General features: G+C 33.7%; 10 protein-coding genes. 4 read left to right on the top strand and 6 right to left on the bottom strand.

Annotated elements, in window-relative coordinates; translation table 11 throughout:
- Positions 1-155 precede the first annotated feature (155 nt).
- Both H7350_RS11980 and H7350_RS11975 read right to left on the bottom strand, forming a co-directional pair.
- A complete protein-coding gene (locus H7350_RS11980; RefSeq protein WP_204346165.1) occupies positions 156-2,012 on the bottom strand; it encodes a tetratricopeptide repeat protein in 1,857 nt (618 codons plus the stop codon).
- Positions 2,013-2,034: 22 nt separating this feature from the next.
- A complete protein-coding gene (locus tag H7350_RS11975; RefSeq protein WP_204346164.1) occupies positions 2,035-3,831 on the bottom strand; it encodes a tetratricopeptide repeat protein in 1,797 nt (598 codons plus the stop codon).
- Between the two features lie 365 nt (positions 3,832-4,196).
- Here H7350_RS11975 and H7350_RS11970 point away from each other — a divergent pair, with 365 nt between their 5' ends.
- The 3 genes from H7350_RS11970 to H7350_RS11960 are packed head-to-tail and all read left to right on the top strand — an operon-like array spanning position 4,197 to position 7,585.
- Positions 4,197-4,694, top strand: a complete 498-nt coding sequence (locus H7350_RS11970) for a T9SS type A sorting domain-containing protein (RefSeq protein WP_204346163.1) — start codon at positions 4,197-4,199, stop codon at positions 4,692-4,694.
- A 3-nt stretch (positions 4,695-4,697) separates the two neighbouring features.
- A complete protein-coding gene (locus H7350_RS11965; RefSeq protein WP_204346162.1) occupies positions 4,698-5,345 on the top strand; it encodes a hypothetical protein in 648 nt (215 codons plus the stop codon).
- A gap of 11 nt (positions 5,346-5,356) precedes the next feature.
- Complete coding sequence (locus H7350_RS11960) at positions 5,357-7,585, top strand: hypothetical protein (protein ID WP_204346161.1); 2,229 nt, start codon at positions 5,357-5,359, stop codon at positions 7,583-7,585.
- Between the two features lie 65 nt (positions 7,586-7,650).
- Here the strand turns inward: H7350_RS11960 and H7350_RS11955 are convergent, their stop codons facing one another.
- Positions 7,651-10,146, bottom strand: coding sequence for a M14 metallopeptidase family protein (locus H7350_RS11955; protein WP_204346160.1), 2,496 nt, complete (start codon positions 10,144-10,146; stop codon positions 7,651-7,653).
- 119 nt (positions 10,147-10,265) lie between these two features.
- Between H7350_RS11955 and bshC the strand changes: the two genes are divergently transcribed.
- Positions 10,266-11,867, top strand: a complete 1,602-nt coding sequence (gene bshC, locus H7350_RS11950; protein WP_204346159.1) for a bacillithiol biosynthesis cysteine-adding enzyme BshC — start codon at positions 10,266-10,268, stop codon at positions 11,865-11,867.
- A 46-nt stretch (positions 11,868-11,913) separates the two neighbouring features.
- Here bshC and H7350_RS11945 read toward each other — a convergent pair whose 3' ends face one another.
- The 3 genes from H7350_RS11945 to H7350_RS11935 all read right to left on the bottom strand — a co-directional run bounded on the left by H7350_RS11945 (position 11,914) and on the right by H7350_RS11935 (position 16,972).
- Complete coding sequence (locus H7350_RS11945) at positions 11,914-13,140, bottom strand: T9SS-dependent choice-of-anchor J family protein (RefSeq protein WP_204346158.1); 1,227 nt, start codon at positions 13,138-13,140, stop codon at positions 11,914-11,916.
- Between the two features lie 60 nt (positions 13,141-13,200).
- Positions 13,201-14,877: a hypothetical protein gene (locus tag H7350_RS11940; RefSeq protein WP_204346157.1), complete on the bottom strand. Its 1,677-nt coding sequence runs from the start codon at positions 14,875-14,877 to the stop codon at positions 13,201-13,203.
- A gap of 229 nt (positions 14,878-15,106) precedes the next feature.
- Positions 15,107-16,972, bottom strand: a complete 1,866-nt coding sequence (locus tag H7350_RS11935) for a tetratricopeptide repeat protein (protein WP_204346156.1) — start codon at positions 16,970-16,972, stop codon at positions 15,107-15,109.
- Positions 16,973-17,128: the final 156 nt, after the last annotated feature.

Raw genomic sequence — 17,128 nt, 5'->3', positions numbered from 1 at the left:
CAGAGCAAGGCACCACAAAACTGGTTGTCAAATTAATGACAGTACAAACATAGAAGGTGTGTATTTTGAATTGAAATTTTAATAGTGGACAACTCGTGGACACTCCAATAATTTTTATTGGACAATAAGTGGACTAAATTACTTAATCAATTGATTTATAGTTCTATAACTAACTCTTGTAAAGAGTCTTCTGTAGACAGGTTGAGCTTTTTACGTAGACGATATCGTGCTTTTTTAACGCCTTCAGTAGAGATGTTCAGGATATTGGCGATTTCCTTTGACGATAAATTCATCTTTAAAAGCGACATGAGTCTCAAATCGTTAGCCGAGACCTCTGGATACGCTCTCATCACTTTAGAATTAAAGTCTTTATGTACATCTTCAAAGTAGGTTCTAAACTGTTCCCAGTTTTGATCGTTATTGATATCTAAATTAATAGTGTTGATGACTTTTTGATAGTTTTTAGAATTATCAGAATTAGATTTTAAATCTTTAAGCTGTGATTTTAAATCCAGTAATATTTCATTTTTATGTGCGAGATGCAAGGCGTGAGTCGTGAGTTCTTTTTCTTTGAATTCTAACGATGCATCTAATGTTTCCCGTTCTACTTTATTGCGTTTCATTTTTTGACGAAGACCATATATTAAAGCTCCTCCAAACATTACTAAAAGTAAACTTCCAATGCCTAATAAGCGTTGACGATTTTTAGAAATGACTTCTTGTTGTCTTAAGACTTCAATTTCAGTTTTTTGAAGCGCAAGTTCTTTCTCTTTCTTTTCAGTTTCATATATCGTGATGAGCTCTTCAATATTACGTTCATTATTGACTTCCGAAAGGCTGTCTTTTAATTTGATAAACTGCTCTTGATCCAAATAAGCTTGTTTGAATTGACCTCTGTTAAAGTTGAGTTTAGATTTGTACAAATAGAACTCTTGTGATTCTCTGGGTGCATTGATGGTATCTGCGATTAATAACCCTTCGTTATAGTATGCTTCTGCTTGATCATATGATTTCATATTATCGTAGATTTGGCCTAACACCAATAAGGTAGAATAAATGGCGTTAATATTTTGTTCTTCTCTAAACGATTTTAATGTCTGTTCTATAATGGATTTAGCTTGCTCATAATTACCAGTTTCATTCAGTACAATTCCTAAATTAATTTGCGATATATTATAATTATTGGTCATGCCTTTTTCCTTAGATATTTTTCCTGCTTTTTCTGCAAATTGCTTAGCATTATCAAAAGACTTCAATGCGATATAAGAATTTGCGATTCTATTTAAGGTCATAGCTCCAAATTCAAAATCTTCCTCAGCTTCATAGACACTTAGGGCATTTTTGTAATTTGTTATGGCATCATCGTAATTGGCTCTATGGTATTCTATTTCTCCAATATCTTTTAAGAGATCGGCTTTTCTTAAAGCTTGCCCAGAGATAGTATCCATAATTTTTTGAGCAGCTATAGAGTTTTGGTAGGCTAAAGTGTAGTTGCCTTTATTTCGATAAATACTGCTTTTATTTTGCAATGAAATACTAACATTTAGCCAATCATGTAATTCTCGACTTATATCCATTGATTTGTTTGTAAGTTCAAGTGCTTTGTCATACTCACCTTTTAGTCGTTTAGCATCGCTCATGCCTCCATAAATAAAACCTTCTAGTTCTCTGTTATTAGCTTTTACAGCAAACTTTTGAGCTTTGTCATAATGATACAGAGCCGAATCTAAATTGACCCTTTTCATAAGAGATCCCATTCTGTAACTCGCTGTAGCAATGCCTAAATCGTCATTGAGAGACTCCGACAATTGTAAGGCTTCAATGGCGTAGTCTTTAGCTTTGTTCATGTCTTTAAAACGAATACTCGTATATAATTGCTCTAAGGTTTTTAATTTTTCTAAACCTTCTTGGGATTTTAAAATTTGCAATAAACTATCATGGTCTTTAGTTTGAGCTTTTAATGCTGAAACAACCAATAATAATAGTAATAGGCACCAGTTTTGAAGTTTCATAATTCTAATTTTTAAATGGATGTTACAGTTCGATGACTAATTCTTGTAATGAATCTTCTGTTGACAGGTTGAGTTTTTTACGTAGACGATATCGTGCTTTTTTAACACCTTCAGCAGAAATGTTTAAAATATTGGCAATTTCCTTAGAGGATAAATTCATCTTTAAAAGTGACATTAATCTTAAGTCGTTTGCCGAAACTTCAGGATAATTTTTCATAACCTTGGCATTAAAGTCTTTATGTACATCTTCAAAGTAGGCTCTAAACTGTTCCCAGTTTTGATCGTTATTGATGTCTAAATTAATAGTGTTTATGACTTTTTGATAGCTTTTAGAATTATCAGAATTAGATTTTAAATCTTTAAGCTGTGATTTTAAATCCAGTAAGACTTCATTTTTATGAGCGAGATGCAAGGCGTGAGTCGTAAGTTCTTTTTCCTTAAATTCTAGAGCAACATCTAGCTTTTCCCGTTCTACTTTATTGCGTTTCATTTTTTGACGAAGACCATATATTAAAGCTCCTCCGAACATTACTAACAGTAAACTTCCAATGCCTAATAAGCGTTGACGATTTTTAGAAATGACTTCTTGTTGTCTTAAGACTTCAATTTCTGCGTCTTGCAAGGCTAACTCTTTTTCTTTCTTCTCAGTCTCATAAACAATCTTTAACTCTTCCATCTGTTTGGATTTTTTAGAGTCATAAAATTCTTTGTTTCTTTCTTGATATCCTTTGTATGCTGTTAAAGCTGCGTTGTGATTATTCATTCCTTCATAGCTTTTTGAAAGATTAAGTTGTGTATTCATTTCAATTTCAACCAGATTCATATCTCTGGCAGCATCTAGTGCTATGGTCCCATAACGGATGGCATTGTTATAGTCTTTGCGCTTTAAATATATTGTTGCCTTATCTTTGTAGTCACTACAAATGCTGTATTTATCATCAATTTTTATATTTATTTCTAATGACTTATCATTGTATTTCATGGCTTTTTCTGTGTCTCCTTTTGTAAGATATAGCTTACTTTTTACGCCATAGCAATTCCCCAAACGACTATAATCTTCTAGAGCTTTTGAAAGCTCAATCCCTTCATCAACGAGTGCAACTGCTTTTTCTAAGGTATTGGTTGTGTTGTATAATTCAGACTTCAATATGAGCATGCTTATATATTGCCTTTTGTAATTATTTGCTTTGAAAAACTGTGCTGTTTTGTCATAATAATCAATTGCATTAATCGTATCGTTCATTGATTGGTAAATAGATGCTAGTGTCAAATAGGTTTGGTGAAGTTCTAACTGATTGTCATATTTCTCGGCTATTCTTGCACTTTTAATACCATAATCTAAGCCTAAATTATAATAGCCTCTTTGTAAGTTTACCACAGACTTAGAAATATAAGCATCTCCAATTCCTACAGTATCTTTTCCTAATGCAAAATTCTTTTCTGCTAAATCATAGTAGTAATAGGCGCTATCTAAACTTTCCAATAAATTATGATCTTGACCAATGTTACGCTGTATGCTTGCCACTTTGGAATAGGCCTTTTGTGCAGAATAATAACCTAATGCTTTTCTGAAATAGACACTAGACGAGTCAAATTCACTTTTATAGGAGTGTGTTACTGCTTTTCGCTCATAGCCATAGTAAGTAATAGAGTCTGTTTTACTGGATTTACCTAAATCAATTATTGATTTTGCTACGCTCATAGATTTATCTATATCAGCATTAATTACAATATTCCATAATCTAGCCAAAGTATCGTAACGCTCTTTGGTGTCTATTTCACCTTTTAAAACGGTTTCTAGACTATCCACGTTTTGCATGTTCTGAGCTCTTAAACTAAAAGAAAATGAAAATAGAAAGAGTAGAATTAAAAAAATACTAATGTCCACCTTTAAGTAGACATTCTTCCGAAATTTTAAAAATGGGACAATTTTGAGGTTCAATTTTGATTCCATGTTTTGCGGTGGTTAGATTATCTAAGATAATAACATTTATTGTTATTTAATAAGTTATTGATAATCAGTTTATTGAATATTGTAATTTGTGTTTTATTTACGTGTTATAAATATCTTTAAATTTTCAAATGACTTGTTTTTTTGATGGTGGACAAAGGGTGGACATGGACATTTTCTCTTTTTTTTAGCATTTCCCTGTCCTACCTTCGATAAAATTAAACGAGTTAATTATGTCACATCAAAACTGGATTATTACAAGTTTAATGCTCATCTTTTCATTAGGATCTGCACAAACTTTAAAACGCGAATCGTTAGGGATTCAAGGATCAACTCATATGGTATATGCTAACGCCAAAAGTTATTATATACAAGAGAGTATAGGACAACAAAGTGTTATTCGTACTTACAATGCTAATAACCATAGCTTACGTCAAGGGTTTTTACAGCCTTTAGATGCTTCATTAATTTCTGAAAACTTAGATAATAAGCTTTTGGGGTTTTTCTACCCCAATCCATTTACAGATCATGTTAACGTTCAATTTCAGGAACCCATTTTTGATGTGGTTACAGTGACCATGCACGATATTTTAGGGCGATTGGTTTACGATAAGGTTTTTAATCCCATGCAAACTTTAGTAATCAACTTTGGGGATTTGAGTTCTGGAAGTTACATTTTTAGGTTGCAAATGCGGACAGAAATTTTGGTTGCTAAACTCGTAAGACGATAACCTATGAAACGTATTGTCTTTTTTATATGTATGGCATTAGCGTGTAATAGTTATAGTCAGCAATTGTATTTAGAATTAGGTAAAACCAGTTCAGCGTTTGATTATAAAAACTCTCAAGGAAATGAGTTAGAAAACCTGCAATCCAAATCGAATACCTATTTAAAAATAGGATACAGAGATGTCATAAATAATGATGACACTTTCTTTGTCTCATTAGGAGCAATTTATTCAGGATATGGCGCTATAGGAAGTGACAGAACATTAGACAATTTTTTTGAATGGGATGTCACGTATTTAGGTGTAGAGGCTGGATTGGATTATAGGTTGTTTAGAGTTCGTGATTTTTCTTTTTTTCTGAAAGGTTCTGTATCTGCAGAATTTTTAATACAAGGCAATCAAACGATAAATAACCAGGTGTTTAACCTTGTTGGTGAAGAGGAATTCAATAATAATATTTTTTTTTTAAGAGGAGGATTGATGATGACGTATCCTATAACAAGAAATACATCAATAACAGCAAATTATACGATAGGAAAAACAGCATTGCTAGATAAAGGGAATGCTACAGATAAGGAAACATTAAAATTATCGGCACATCAATTTGGGTTTGGGATTATTATTAATCTACCCAATTGTAATTGCCCATTTTAAAACCAAAACCAATGAATAAGATTACATTTTTAATTGCATTTTTTATGCTTAATGTCATCGCATTTGCGCAAACAGATGGCATAAACTATCAAGCAGTGATTATCGATAATAATCCGCAAGAAATCCCAGGAGTTGATATTCCAGATAATAATTTACCAAATAAGCCTTTAGAAGTTCGATTTACGATCGAAGATGGAGCTGGTACACTAGTGTATCAAGAAACACATCTAACAGAAACCGATCTGTTTGGAATGATTAATCTTATGATTGGTCAAGGCGAAATTACTGGTCAGAGCCCTTCAGTATTTGATCAGATTTATTGGGATAATCCTAAGCAACTCAAAGTTGAAATTGATTTATTTGATGGCAACGGACTAGTTCTGTTCAGTAATCAAAATTTGACTTATATACCCTATGTTAAACATCGCGAAATCATTGCAACATCTACCTTAGATGTCGATGGTGAAACCAACCTAAACAATAGCTTGTCGGTCAATAATCAAAGTCCGACAAGCTTATCAGGAACCTTGACCGTAGATGGAGAAACCAATATTGAAAGTGATTTCTTTGTCAATAATCAAAGTACAACCACATTGTCTGGTGATTTGTATGTGTTTGGAACGGCCTTTTTTACAGATGGTGTTTTTGATAATTTAACGGTCAACCAACATTCGAGTTTAAATACCTTAACTGCCGATGGTGTAACCAACATCAATAATGCATTTAATGTCAATAATGCTAATCTAGCGAATTTAACAGGTAACCTTAATGTTGATGGAAGAACCGATTTAAATGATGATTTAGAGGTCGATGGTTTAACCGTGTTGAATGATAATTTAAATGTTGAAAATGGAGCACCAACACATTTAACAGGAACCCTTCAGGTTGATGATAGTAGTTCTCTTTTAGGACCAGTTTTGATTAGAGCAGAAATGCCATTAGAAACAGATTTTACTTACGATTCTTATCCTTTAAAAGTCGAAGGTAGTAAGAATGGCATTGCTATAAAAGTTACAGAAGTAAGTCCAGGTCGAAGCCATAATTTTGTGTCTTTTTGGGATGATAACGGAACTGTAGTTGGTCGTATTGAAGGTTTTCAAACCTTATCAGGAGTAAGTAGAGATATTATTTTGTCTATTATTGATGAGCCAGACGAAGATGAAGCCGAAGAAATTGAAGACGATGATAATGCTCCGCCTCCAGGAGTGCCAGGAGTTTTATTGCAATATTTTAATAATGACTATACGCTTGGATTATTATTTGAAACCATAGATTTTGTTGAAGCACTAATTAACTTTGGAATTAATCTTACTGCGTGTATTCTTGGTATTGGTCTTGCAGGCGATTGTGATGATGTGGTATGGGCAACAGTTCAATCATTTACACAAGGGATTCAACTATCAGCATATATCGCTTATAATGAGATTAATAAAGGTGCAGCTTTTGAATCTGGTGGTGCCGATTATGCCGAGTGGTTAAAAAAGTATGATGTGAATGAAGTGTTAACTTTTGGAGATGTCGTAGGTGTAAAAGGAGGAGAGGTGTCTAAGTCGTTTGCTAATGCTGAACAATTTATGGTGGTATCTCAAAACCCAATGGTAATCGGTGCAATGCCAAGTCAAGAAGATGAGCGTAACTATAAAGAGATTGCCTTTTTAGGTCAAATTCCTGTTAAGGTGATTGGGAAAGTGAGTAAAGGCGATTATATTTTACCATCAGGAAATAACGATGGTTTAGCTATGGCAGTAAGTCCAAATGATATGAAAGCATTGGATTATAAAAGAATTGTTGGTGTAGCTTGGGAAGCTTCAACTGGTGATGCGCTGTTTTCTTACATCAATACTGCTGTCGGTATCAATTCGAATGATATGTCTAATGTTATTAATGATATGCAACAAGTCATGAACCAAATGCAAAATGCGTTGGCTGATGTCAATCCAAATTATAAGCCTGTGTTGTTTGAAACAGGAAAAGATAAGGTTGATGCACCAAAAATCAATCAATCCCAATCTCCAACCTTACAAGCTATGGTGTCATCTCAGAGCGATGCTAATAAAAATGGAATTGAACTGATTAAATCGTTATTTGAAAATTCTAAAAATGACATCATGAAATTGGAGAATTTTCCATACTTAGAAGATGTACTTAATAACCCAACTAAAGACAACGTTGAAGCATTTAATAATCATTATACTAAAGTATTGAAAAAGCTAAAAGCTATTACCTCTGAGCGGAAATAACCCATTTAATTAGTTTGAAAAAAAGCGAAGAAGACTATTGTGTCTACTTCGCTTTTTTATTTGCTTTATAGCTCATGTAAGTTGTTATTTACAAAGAAAATAGAGTTCACTAAAAAGAGTTTTCCGTTTTCCCAGAAGCTTCTAAACATGATGTTGTCAACCATATAAATTAAACTTCCGCTTCCTAAACGTTGCTCGCCAAAAATAAGGGAGTTATCTAATTTTTTTAAGGCATCACGTCCAGCATAGCCAGATACATTTTTAGGATTGTCGCCCAAATAAGCAACGTTGTAACCATTGTCTAACAAGCTGTAAGAAGAACTTCCGAGTTTGAGTGTAAAATAGTTGTCACTATAACCAAAAGCCATTGGGTGTGTATTATCGACATCGCTTTTAAAGATGGCTCCAGTAATTAAATTTTTGGTGTAATCACGTTCTCTATCAGCATATTTAATACGTCTGTTATCTTCTTTATCCTGAGTTGATTCTTCAGGTGTATTTCGTTTTAATCCAAAACCTTCCTTATCAGCAAAACTATTTAAAGCACCATCAATGGCGATTAATTTGCCACCTGCACTAACCCAGTTTTTAAGTTTTTCACTGATAGCATCGTTAAGAAAACTACCATAATACCCATTAGGCATAATTAAAACATTGTATTTTGATAAGTTGGTATTGCTTAGATTATTGGTGTTGATAGAGGTTACAGGATATCCTAATTGTTGTTCAAAAAAGTGCCATAACTCACCATAACTATACGATGACGTATAGTCGCCAGAGAGTAAGGCTATTTTTGGAGGATTGACTAATTTGATGTCAGGTGATCCGAAATCAGGTCCAGATGTTGAAAACCCAGAAGAAACAGCATTAAGAGTTCTTTGATGTGAAAAAGCAATATCGACTAATTTATCATCAAAGTCTTCAACCATTTTGTTGTCACCTCTTGTAATAATAAGCGAACCTCTTTCATAAGTTTTACCTTGAGTGGTAAATGGCTTTTCAGTAAATCTAACTTTAAATCCTCCTTTTAATACATCAGCTAAAAACTGAGCATCCTTCATGCTGTTCCAGGATACCACATAACCGGCTGCACCAGAATTAGAAATAGATCTCGGAATGCTTTTAAGTTTATTTGTATTAGTAGGTATTAAAGTTTTTGAAGCTATAGCATCTAATCCGTAGGCATAAGGTATGCTCCAGGCCGTAATATCATAGGTGAGAGAGTCACTCAACTTAGCATTTGGCTCAAATAATACTTTTACCATTTTTCCTTTCGGTTGATTAGTGCTAACAACTAAGTCATTTGAAGAAGCATTAAGTTGTCCGTCTTTAGACGTAGCATAATTATAGCCGCTCACTTTTCCGCCTTGAGCGTAACCATAAGAAATCTCATGTTTATCTAATAAAGTCATTAAACTATTGATTTTATCAGTATCTCCTTTTAATACATAACTTTTGTATTTTAAACCCGAGTTGTTAAAGAATTTTGCGAATTCGGTATTGAGTTTTTCAGCATTTTTAGAAGAAATTTCAACAGTTGATAAGCCTGTTGTGGTATGATGAGTTAAGCGATCAACTAGAGTTAAAACGTCTCCTTCGTCATTGAGAATTCCTAATCCAGCGCGACCATGTCCAGCTTGCTCGTAGGTCATTCCAATAGCTCCCATATAAGTTGGATACGTGTCTCCGTAGCTTGGATATAATAAGTCAAAGCGCTCTCTTGTAAAATAGAGCCAGCCTTCTTTGTCAAAGTAAGTCGCATGATTTTTGCCAATTTGAGTTTGAAAATCACGTTGCCAATCACTAATAATTTCATGAAAAGGTTCGGCAGCAGGAGCAAAATAATATGGTTCGTTAATACCTTGTTCATGAAAATCAACATGAATATGCGGTAACCATTTGTTGTATGCTTTTAGTCGTGATGACGATTCAACTTGAGTTGCCCAGGCCCAATCTCTATTTAAATCAAATAAATAATGATTAGGTCGCCCTCCAGGCCAAGGCTCGTTATGTTCACTAGCTTGCTGGTCGATGTCGTAAGGTACGCTCGCTGTTTCGTTATACCAGTTAACATATCTGTCACGACCATCAGGATTGATACAAGGATCAATAATAACAACTGTATTTTTTAACCATGCTTGTTTTTCAGTAAGCAATTTATAAATCGTACGCATCGAAGCTTCGGTACTTGAGGCTTCATTTCCATGAACATTGTAGCTTAACCAAACAATTGCAATAGTGTTAGCAGTAGGTTTTCCGTTTAAAACACCTGCATTTTTTAGATTGTTTTCTCTAATGGTTTCGAGGTTTTTTAAGTTCTCTTCTGAAGACACATAAGCCAACATTAGAGGTCGTCTTTCATTGGTTTCTCCATAGGATTCTAACTTCACTTGTTGCGACTTTGCTTCGGCAACATGTTTAAAGTAATCTATGACCTGATGGTGTCTTGAGAATTTAGTTCCCAAATCATAACCCAAAAACTGCGATGGTGATTGAAGGTTTTGCGCAACTGATGAAAGTGAAATCAATAATGCGATAACAATAGCGAATGATTTATACATATTAGCTGAAAAATATTAGAGTTGAACAGTAAAGATAGGAAGTGCTATTGAATTAACTAAAATTTAGGACTTAAAAAAAGTTAAGAGCATTATCTTTATACCTGAATTGAATTGTAACTATGCCAACAGACTGTATTCCGTTTAGAGAAACCAATTATTTTTCTTCATTAATTTGTGACTATTTAGATGAAAATAATGCGTTAAAGCCGTTTTATAATCACTTTCCAAAACTTGAAAATTTTGAATCTCAAATTAGTGAAAAACAAAACGCTTTCACTTCGGAAACGAGAACTGTTCTTGTGCAGTCTCTTAAAAAGCAATATGAATCGGTTGCTATTTCTAATGCTACGCAAAAACATATTGACCTATTAGCTGAAGACAATACGTTTACAATTACAACAGGGCATCAACTCAATTTATTTACAGGGCCGCTTTATTTTTTCTATAAGATTATTTCAACGATAAATCTATGCAAACAATTAAAAGCAGCATATCCAAAACAAAATTTTGTACCAGTATATTGGATGGCTACTGAAGATCATGATTTTGATGAAATCAATTATTTTAATTTTAGAGGAGCGAAAATTCAATGGGATAGAGCTGCTTCTGGAGCAGTGGGCGAATTGCAACTCGATGGATTAGAACATGTATATGAAGTTTTTTCGAGTCAGTTGAATTCGACAACTAATGCCGAAGAATTAAAGTCCTTATTCCGAAGTGCATACTTGGAACATCAAAATTTGACTGAAGCTATGCGCTATTTGGTGAATACTTTATTTAAGGATTATGGTTTAGTAATTGTTGATGGAAATGATAAAGAATTAAAACGTGTGTTTATTCCTTTTATGAAGGATGAACTGATCGATCAAACCTCATTTGAAAAGGTCTCACAATCTAATGAACAATTGAATGCTCTAGATGGGAATTATAAAATTCAGGTCAACCCGAGAGCTATTAATTTGTTTTATATCACCGAAAATATCAGAGAGCGTATAGTCGAAATTGATGGGGTCTATAGTGTTTTAAATACAGAGATGACATGGACCAAAGATGAATTGCTCAGGCATCTTAACGAAGCACCCGAAAATTTCTCACCCAATGTGATTATGCGACCTTTATTTCAAGAAGTGATTCTTCCTAACCTCTGTTATATTGGTGGAGGAGGAGAACTGGCGTATTGGTTACAATTGAAATCAAATTTTGAAACGCAAAAGGTGGTGTTTCCAATGTTATTGCTTCGTAATTCGGTATTACTGATTACGGATAAGCAAAAAGAAAAACTAGAAAATTTAGGGGTTGCAGTTAAAGACTTATTTTTAAATCAGGAAGATTTAAAGACTAAAGTGACGCAGCAAATTTCGGACATCAAAATAGATTTTTCAAAACAGAAAGCACATCTTAAAACACAATTTGAAGACCTATATCAGCTTGCAGCGCAAACCGATAACTCTTTTAAAGGTGCTGTTGCAGCGCAAGAACGAAAACAAATTAAAGGCTTAGAACATCTTGAAAAGCGTTTGCTAAAAGCTCAAAAAAGAAAATTAAGCGATTATTTAGAACGTGTTATTTTACTTCAGGATGTATTGTTTCCTGGGCAAAGTTTACAAGAACGCAACATGAATTTTTCTGAGTTTTACTTAGAATATGGAAACTCTATTATTCCGAAGTTAATAGAAGAACTAGAGCCCTTAAAGGGAGAATTTTGTATTGTGACGTTATAAAAAGAAAGCAAATCTTTCGATTTGCTTTTCTTCAAATTTAAAACGTTTAATTTTTAATAAACTTTAAAGTATCATAACTATTTATCTTTAAGAAATAAATGCCTTTTTCAAGATAACTTACAGAAATTTGTGACCGTTGTGTGATAATTCCTGAGCCTACTTCTTTTCCTAACAGGTTGTAAATTTTATATATTTCCGAAGTATTTAAATTTGGAATAGAGAGGTTGGACAGCACAGGATTTGGAAATATGAAAAGGCTATCAAGATTTTCTATTTCACTCGAATGCAATAAGTTTTCGGTAATGTTTACGTTAAAAAATAAGTCTCTTTCTTGATAAGATATGTTTGATACATAAGCATTGCCTCCGCTATAAGTGTCTTGCAGATATACAGCGATAACCAAGTTGCCAACTCCAGTATGAAATGTGTATGTCGAATTTGCATCTACCTCAAAGTCGTTTGTAAGATTAATTCTAAGTAATCCACCTGGCCAATTTTCAATTGACGGAAGGCTTTGCGAATAGACAGGCGTACCAGAAATTGTGTTTCCTGCATAAAAATCTAAATTTCCAGCCGGTATATTTCCAGAACTTAAACTAATTTCAATATAGTTGAGAGTTCCACTACATAGAGGCGTAAAACTTTGGCCAACCATTAAATTGTTGGTTGGGTTTGCAATGCCATTGGGTGAAGGAGACATAGGCGTATTACTAATGTTACAGTCAGGATTTATTCCTAGTAGCGTGATATCATCTAAAAACCAATTATCCTCAAATTCATCGATATGTACAAAAGCAATATATATTTGTTGACCATCATAAGTAGAAAGATCAATGACAAATTCTTCGTAAGTTGAGTCGTTAAAATCGTTATAGCTAGCTACAGTGGTAAAACTAGAATGATCTGTTTGAGAACTCGTAGATACCCTTACATCGTATTGAGATGCATAGAAAGTACCGTAGGTTTCTTTTGAGAAAAAACGTAATTCTGATTCTGTAACGCTCGATAGGTCTATTAAAGGTGTGACCAGCCAATCTTCAGCAACACCAATAGCATTATCTGAAAAACGACTAAAGGCTGCCGAATTTCCAGTATGACTCTGAGTCGTTGGTATCCAATCATTTGCAGGTCCAATATCATCTATACCTCTATAGCTTATCCAGCCTTGGGGTGGAAAAGTGTCAGTTTCAAAATCTTCATTCAGAATAGTGTTTTGTGCTTGTAAACCTAGACCTAATAGAAGGAAAAGGATATATGTAGAAATAGTCTTCATAATGTTTTGTGGTTTAGAAAAGGAAGTGTGATTTAGATACACACTTCCTTTTTAGTGGTATTAATTACAATTAGTTGGTACGTCTTGTACATTGCTTTCAGATTCAATAATCTTGTCTAATGTTAGTGTGTTTTTGAGTGTAATCAACACAGAAGTATCTTCAACATCAGTAATCACACCATTGAAATTACTTATGTAAAACATGGTTCTTATTTGATCGCCTGATAAGGGTAACCCTGAATCGGTATCTATACCTTCTACGCGCATGACTTGTACAAAATTGACGCGTGTTTCAGGATAAAACTGATAGACATCATAAACGAGTGAAGCGCTTCCTGAAGGCACAGTAACAGTTCGTTCAGTAAACAAAGTCTGTGCTTCTGAGTCATTAGTTTCTACCCATTCACTTGTGGTTTCTGTTGACGACCATTGGTGGCTGTAACTTGTTTCAAACCCAGCATTTACAGTAGTTCCAATTTCAAAAAGCGTCGCAGAAAATTCCACATCCAAACTCATGGATACTGAAAACGTATTAGACGAACTCAATGAAATAGTTTCTTCCTGACCGATGGTTCTAGTGCGTGTTTCAGTAATATTAGCACCAACAGTTTGACTTAAGGTGCCATTACCACAATTTGTTAATGTACTGTTGAAACTGAATGCAGTTTGAGCTGGTGGTAAAATAGGATCTAAAAAAGAAGTGCCAATATTACTAACAGTCCATTCGATATTTGTTGAAACGATTCGCCAAATGCGATCCTCAGATGTGGTTATAATTGGGTTGCCTGAAATGTTGATAATCGTATCTTGAACTGTTAATCCATAGCCATCAGCTTGTTTTATTGCCAGACCTTCGTGAGTTCTTATGATGTAACTACCGTCGTTCTGTCTGTCAAATGTAAACTTGAAATTATTATAGTCTGTTGACGCCTGAATTTGTGACAATGATGTTCGATTACTCAAATTGGGTGCTGTGTTAATTACAGTTCCAAATTGAGTAATGGCTGATAATTGCACATACTTTAAAGATTCGACATGTCTTATGGCAAAAGTGTTAAACTCTCCAGGTATTGGAATAAACGTGAATGCTCTGTCGGGTTCGTTACCATTAAATTCTGAAGGGTTTGCTGTAATTACATTATCATAGTCACTACCAGTTAGATGCCTCCAAGCGTAGTTATCTGGACTGCCATCAGCATTCATACGTTGAATGTAGTAGGAGGTTCCTGGTCTGAAATCTAACGTTTGATTAGCTTCAGTTTCAACCAAAGTTGCCGTATTTGCAGAACGCGCATTAGGATTGGATTGAAATGATGCCATAAATGCTTGCTCTTGATGGATTACATTGCCTGTTTCATCCTTATAAACTGGTGTTATTGGCACTCCATTTGCCAATTCAGTTCTTGCTGATTCACTTAATCCTTCTAAAGGAATCTTAAGCTGGCCCATAAATGAGTCTTGGTTTAGAGGAATTGTTTGAGAGAAATTACTTTGACTTCCTCCAATTTCAATAGTAACTTGAGTTGGTTTATACCCTTTTCTAGCAATTGGCCGAGCATCTAAAACTAGACCTATTTCACCTTCAAAAGCTACAAAATCCTCTTCTGTAATTGCTCCTGGAGATTCAATAAGCTCTCCTGCTGGTCGCTGTTGCGTTTCGTCTTTACTACAATTAAATAAAAAGACACTTAGTAAGCTTATTAATAGAAGCTTCTGAAATTTTAAAACATCATTCATAATACACTAATTTTTTGTGGTTTAGTAAATCGTTTTGTGTGACTTGCCCAAAGTTGTCTGCAGTCTTTTTGAACAAGTACACCACAAAAACGGTATTGTCAAACTAATGACAAGACAAACATATACGTCAGAATATCAGTATCAAAAAAAGGCTTGGGTACAAAAGGGGTACATAGAAAAACGCCTGTATTTACAGGCGTTTGAGAGGTTGTGTTGGGTGCTATTTCATTTAAATTGCAATGACAATTGCTTCTAATGATTGATTAGAATCAATTCCCATTTTTCTACGAAGACGTTGTCTTGCTTTTTTTATACCATCACTAGAAATATTTAAAATATTCGCAATTTCTTTAGAAGATAAATTCATTTTTAAAAGCGCCATTAAACGTAAATCATTTTTGGTAATATTAGGAAATTGTTCCTGGGCTTTGGCATTAAAATCTTTATGAACTTGTTCAAAATATTGCGAAAAATTTTCCCAGTTATTATCGTCTTGTAAGTCAAAATTAATAGTTTGTATGAGCATTTGGTAACCAGGGTCGGCATCGGCATCGGCTTTTAAAACTTTAGCTTTTTGTTTTAAATCGTTTAAAACTTCGTTCTTTTTGGCTAAATGCAGTGCATGTGTGGTTAACTCTTTAGTTTTGTATTCTAAATCTTTATCTAAGTTTTCTCTTAAGATTTTATTTTTCTTCATTTTTTGTTTTATCGCATAAAACAATAACCCAAATATGATAAGTAACCCAATTATAATAATAGTTAACGCATTATTTCGAAGTTTACTTGTCGCTTCTTTTTGTTGTAAAATTTCTAAATCTTTTTTCTGTAATAAAATTTCTTTTTCTTTCTTTTCGGTTTCATAAATTATCTTTTGTTCTATAGATAAAGAAGTCCTCATTTGAGAAGTTAAAGTGTCTTTAGCATCGCTACTTTCTTTATACAATGCTAAGGCCCGCTTATAATCACCTTGCTTTTCTAAAGCCAGCGATTTGAATTTTTTAGAAAAGCTTAAGTTGACTAAAGCTCCTTTTTTTTCTGCTAGTTCAACGCAGTTTTCAAAATGTGTGAGTGCCTTTTGATATTGTTTGTTCCCTAATTCAATTTGACCACGAATTAAATTATAATTATAATCTACACTATAGGCATTTACAGGATTCATCATAGATTTGGCTAAATTCACATAATGTTCGGCTTTTTCAAGATCATCACGATCAACTTCGAGTAATCCTAATATGATTAAGGTTTGTAATTCACTCGTCTTTAAATTAGTCGTTTTAGAAAGGTCTAAAGCTTCAAGAAGACTTTTTTCTGCATTGTCAAATTGCTTCAGTTTAATTAGAGAAGTTCCTTTGATTCTTAAAAGCTCTGCTTTAATTCTGAAATTATTTGAGGCGTCGGCAATGGCAATACCTTCATCAAAATTTGTAATAGATTCTTTAAAGTCGAATAACTCTTGATAAATTTTGCCAATTTTGAAATACTCCTGTGGAATTCTTAAAGAATCATTTTGAGCTTCTCTAAGGTTAATAGTATTTTTAGTGAGCTCTATGGCGATATTTCTATGGCCTTTATGTAAGGCTATATCAGCTTTGCCAGAGAGAACAATGGCTATTAACGCGGTATCCTTATGTGATAACGCAATTGGCTCAATTTCATCATATATAGATTGTATGCGATCATAATCACTAGTGAGTACTTTAACTAAATTTGCCAAGTTAGATTTTAAGGTTGCTCCTTTTATGCTATCACCGTTCTTTAAGAATTGATTTGCAGACTTTTCAACAAATACCATCGCAGAGTCATATTTGTTTTGCGTAAACATATACTCGGCTTTGACATTATTTAGATTGGCTAATTGTTTTAAGTTAGTTGACTTTTTGTAGAGGTGTTCTGCTGCAGAAATATTTGTTTTCGTTTCCTCAGAATCTTTATACATTAAAAGCTGGGCAATCTTTAAATGATTTAAAGCTTTAATGCTGTCAGCTGTTGTGGTTTTAATAACCTGAGTAAGGCTATCAATTTTCTGTTGCTCTTGGGCACTTAATAGCATTGATGAAACCAAAGCTAAAATATTGAGTAGTGTTGAAAATTTCATAGGATTGAATTCTAATCACCTAAATATAATATTATTATATGTCAGTTGTATTTTTAGAGTAAGACAAAAGGGGTACATCTTCCAGAGTGCTTATTTTAATTGATGTTTTCAATTGTTAAAAAAAAAGCCAAAAAAATCACAAACTGAAAATCGCCA

Source organism: Psychroserpens algicola, from assembly GCF_014526325.1.
GTDB lineage: Bacteria > Bacteroidota > Bacteroidia > Flavobacteriales > Flavobacteriaceae > Psychroserpens > Psychroserpens algicola.
The sequence above is the reverse complement of the archived record's forward strand: the minus strand, read 5'-3'. Positions and strand labels throughout refer to the sequence as shown.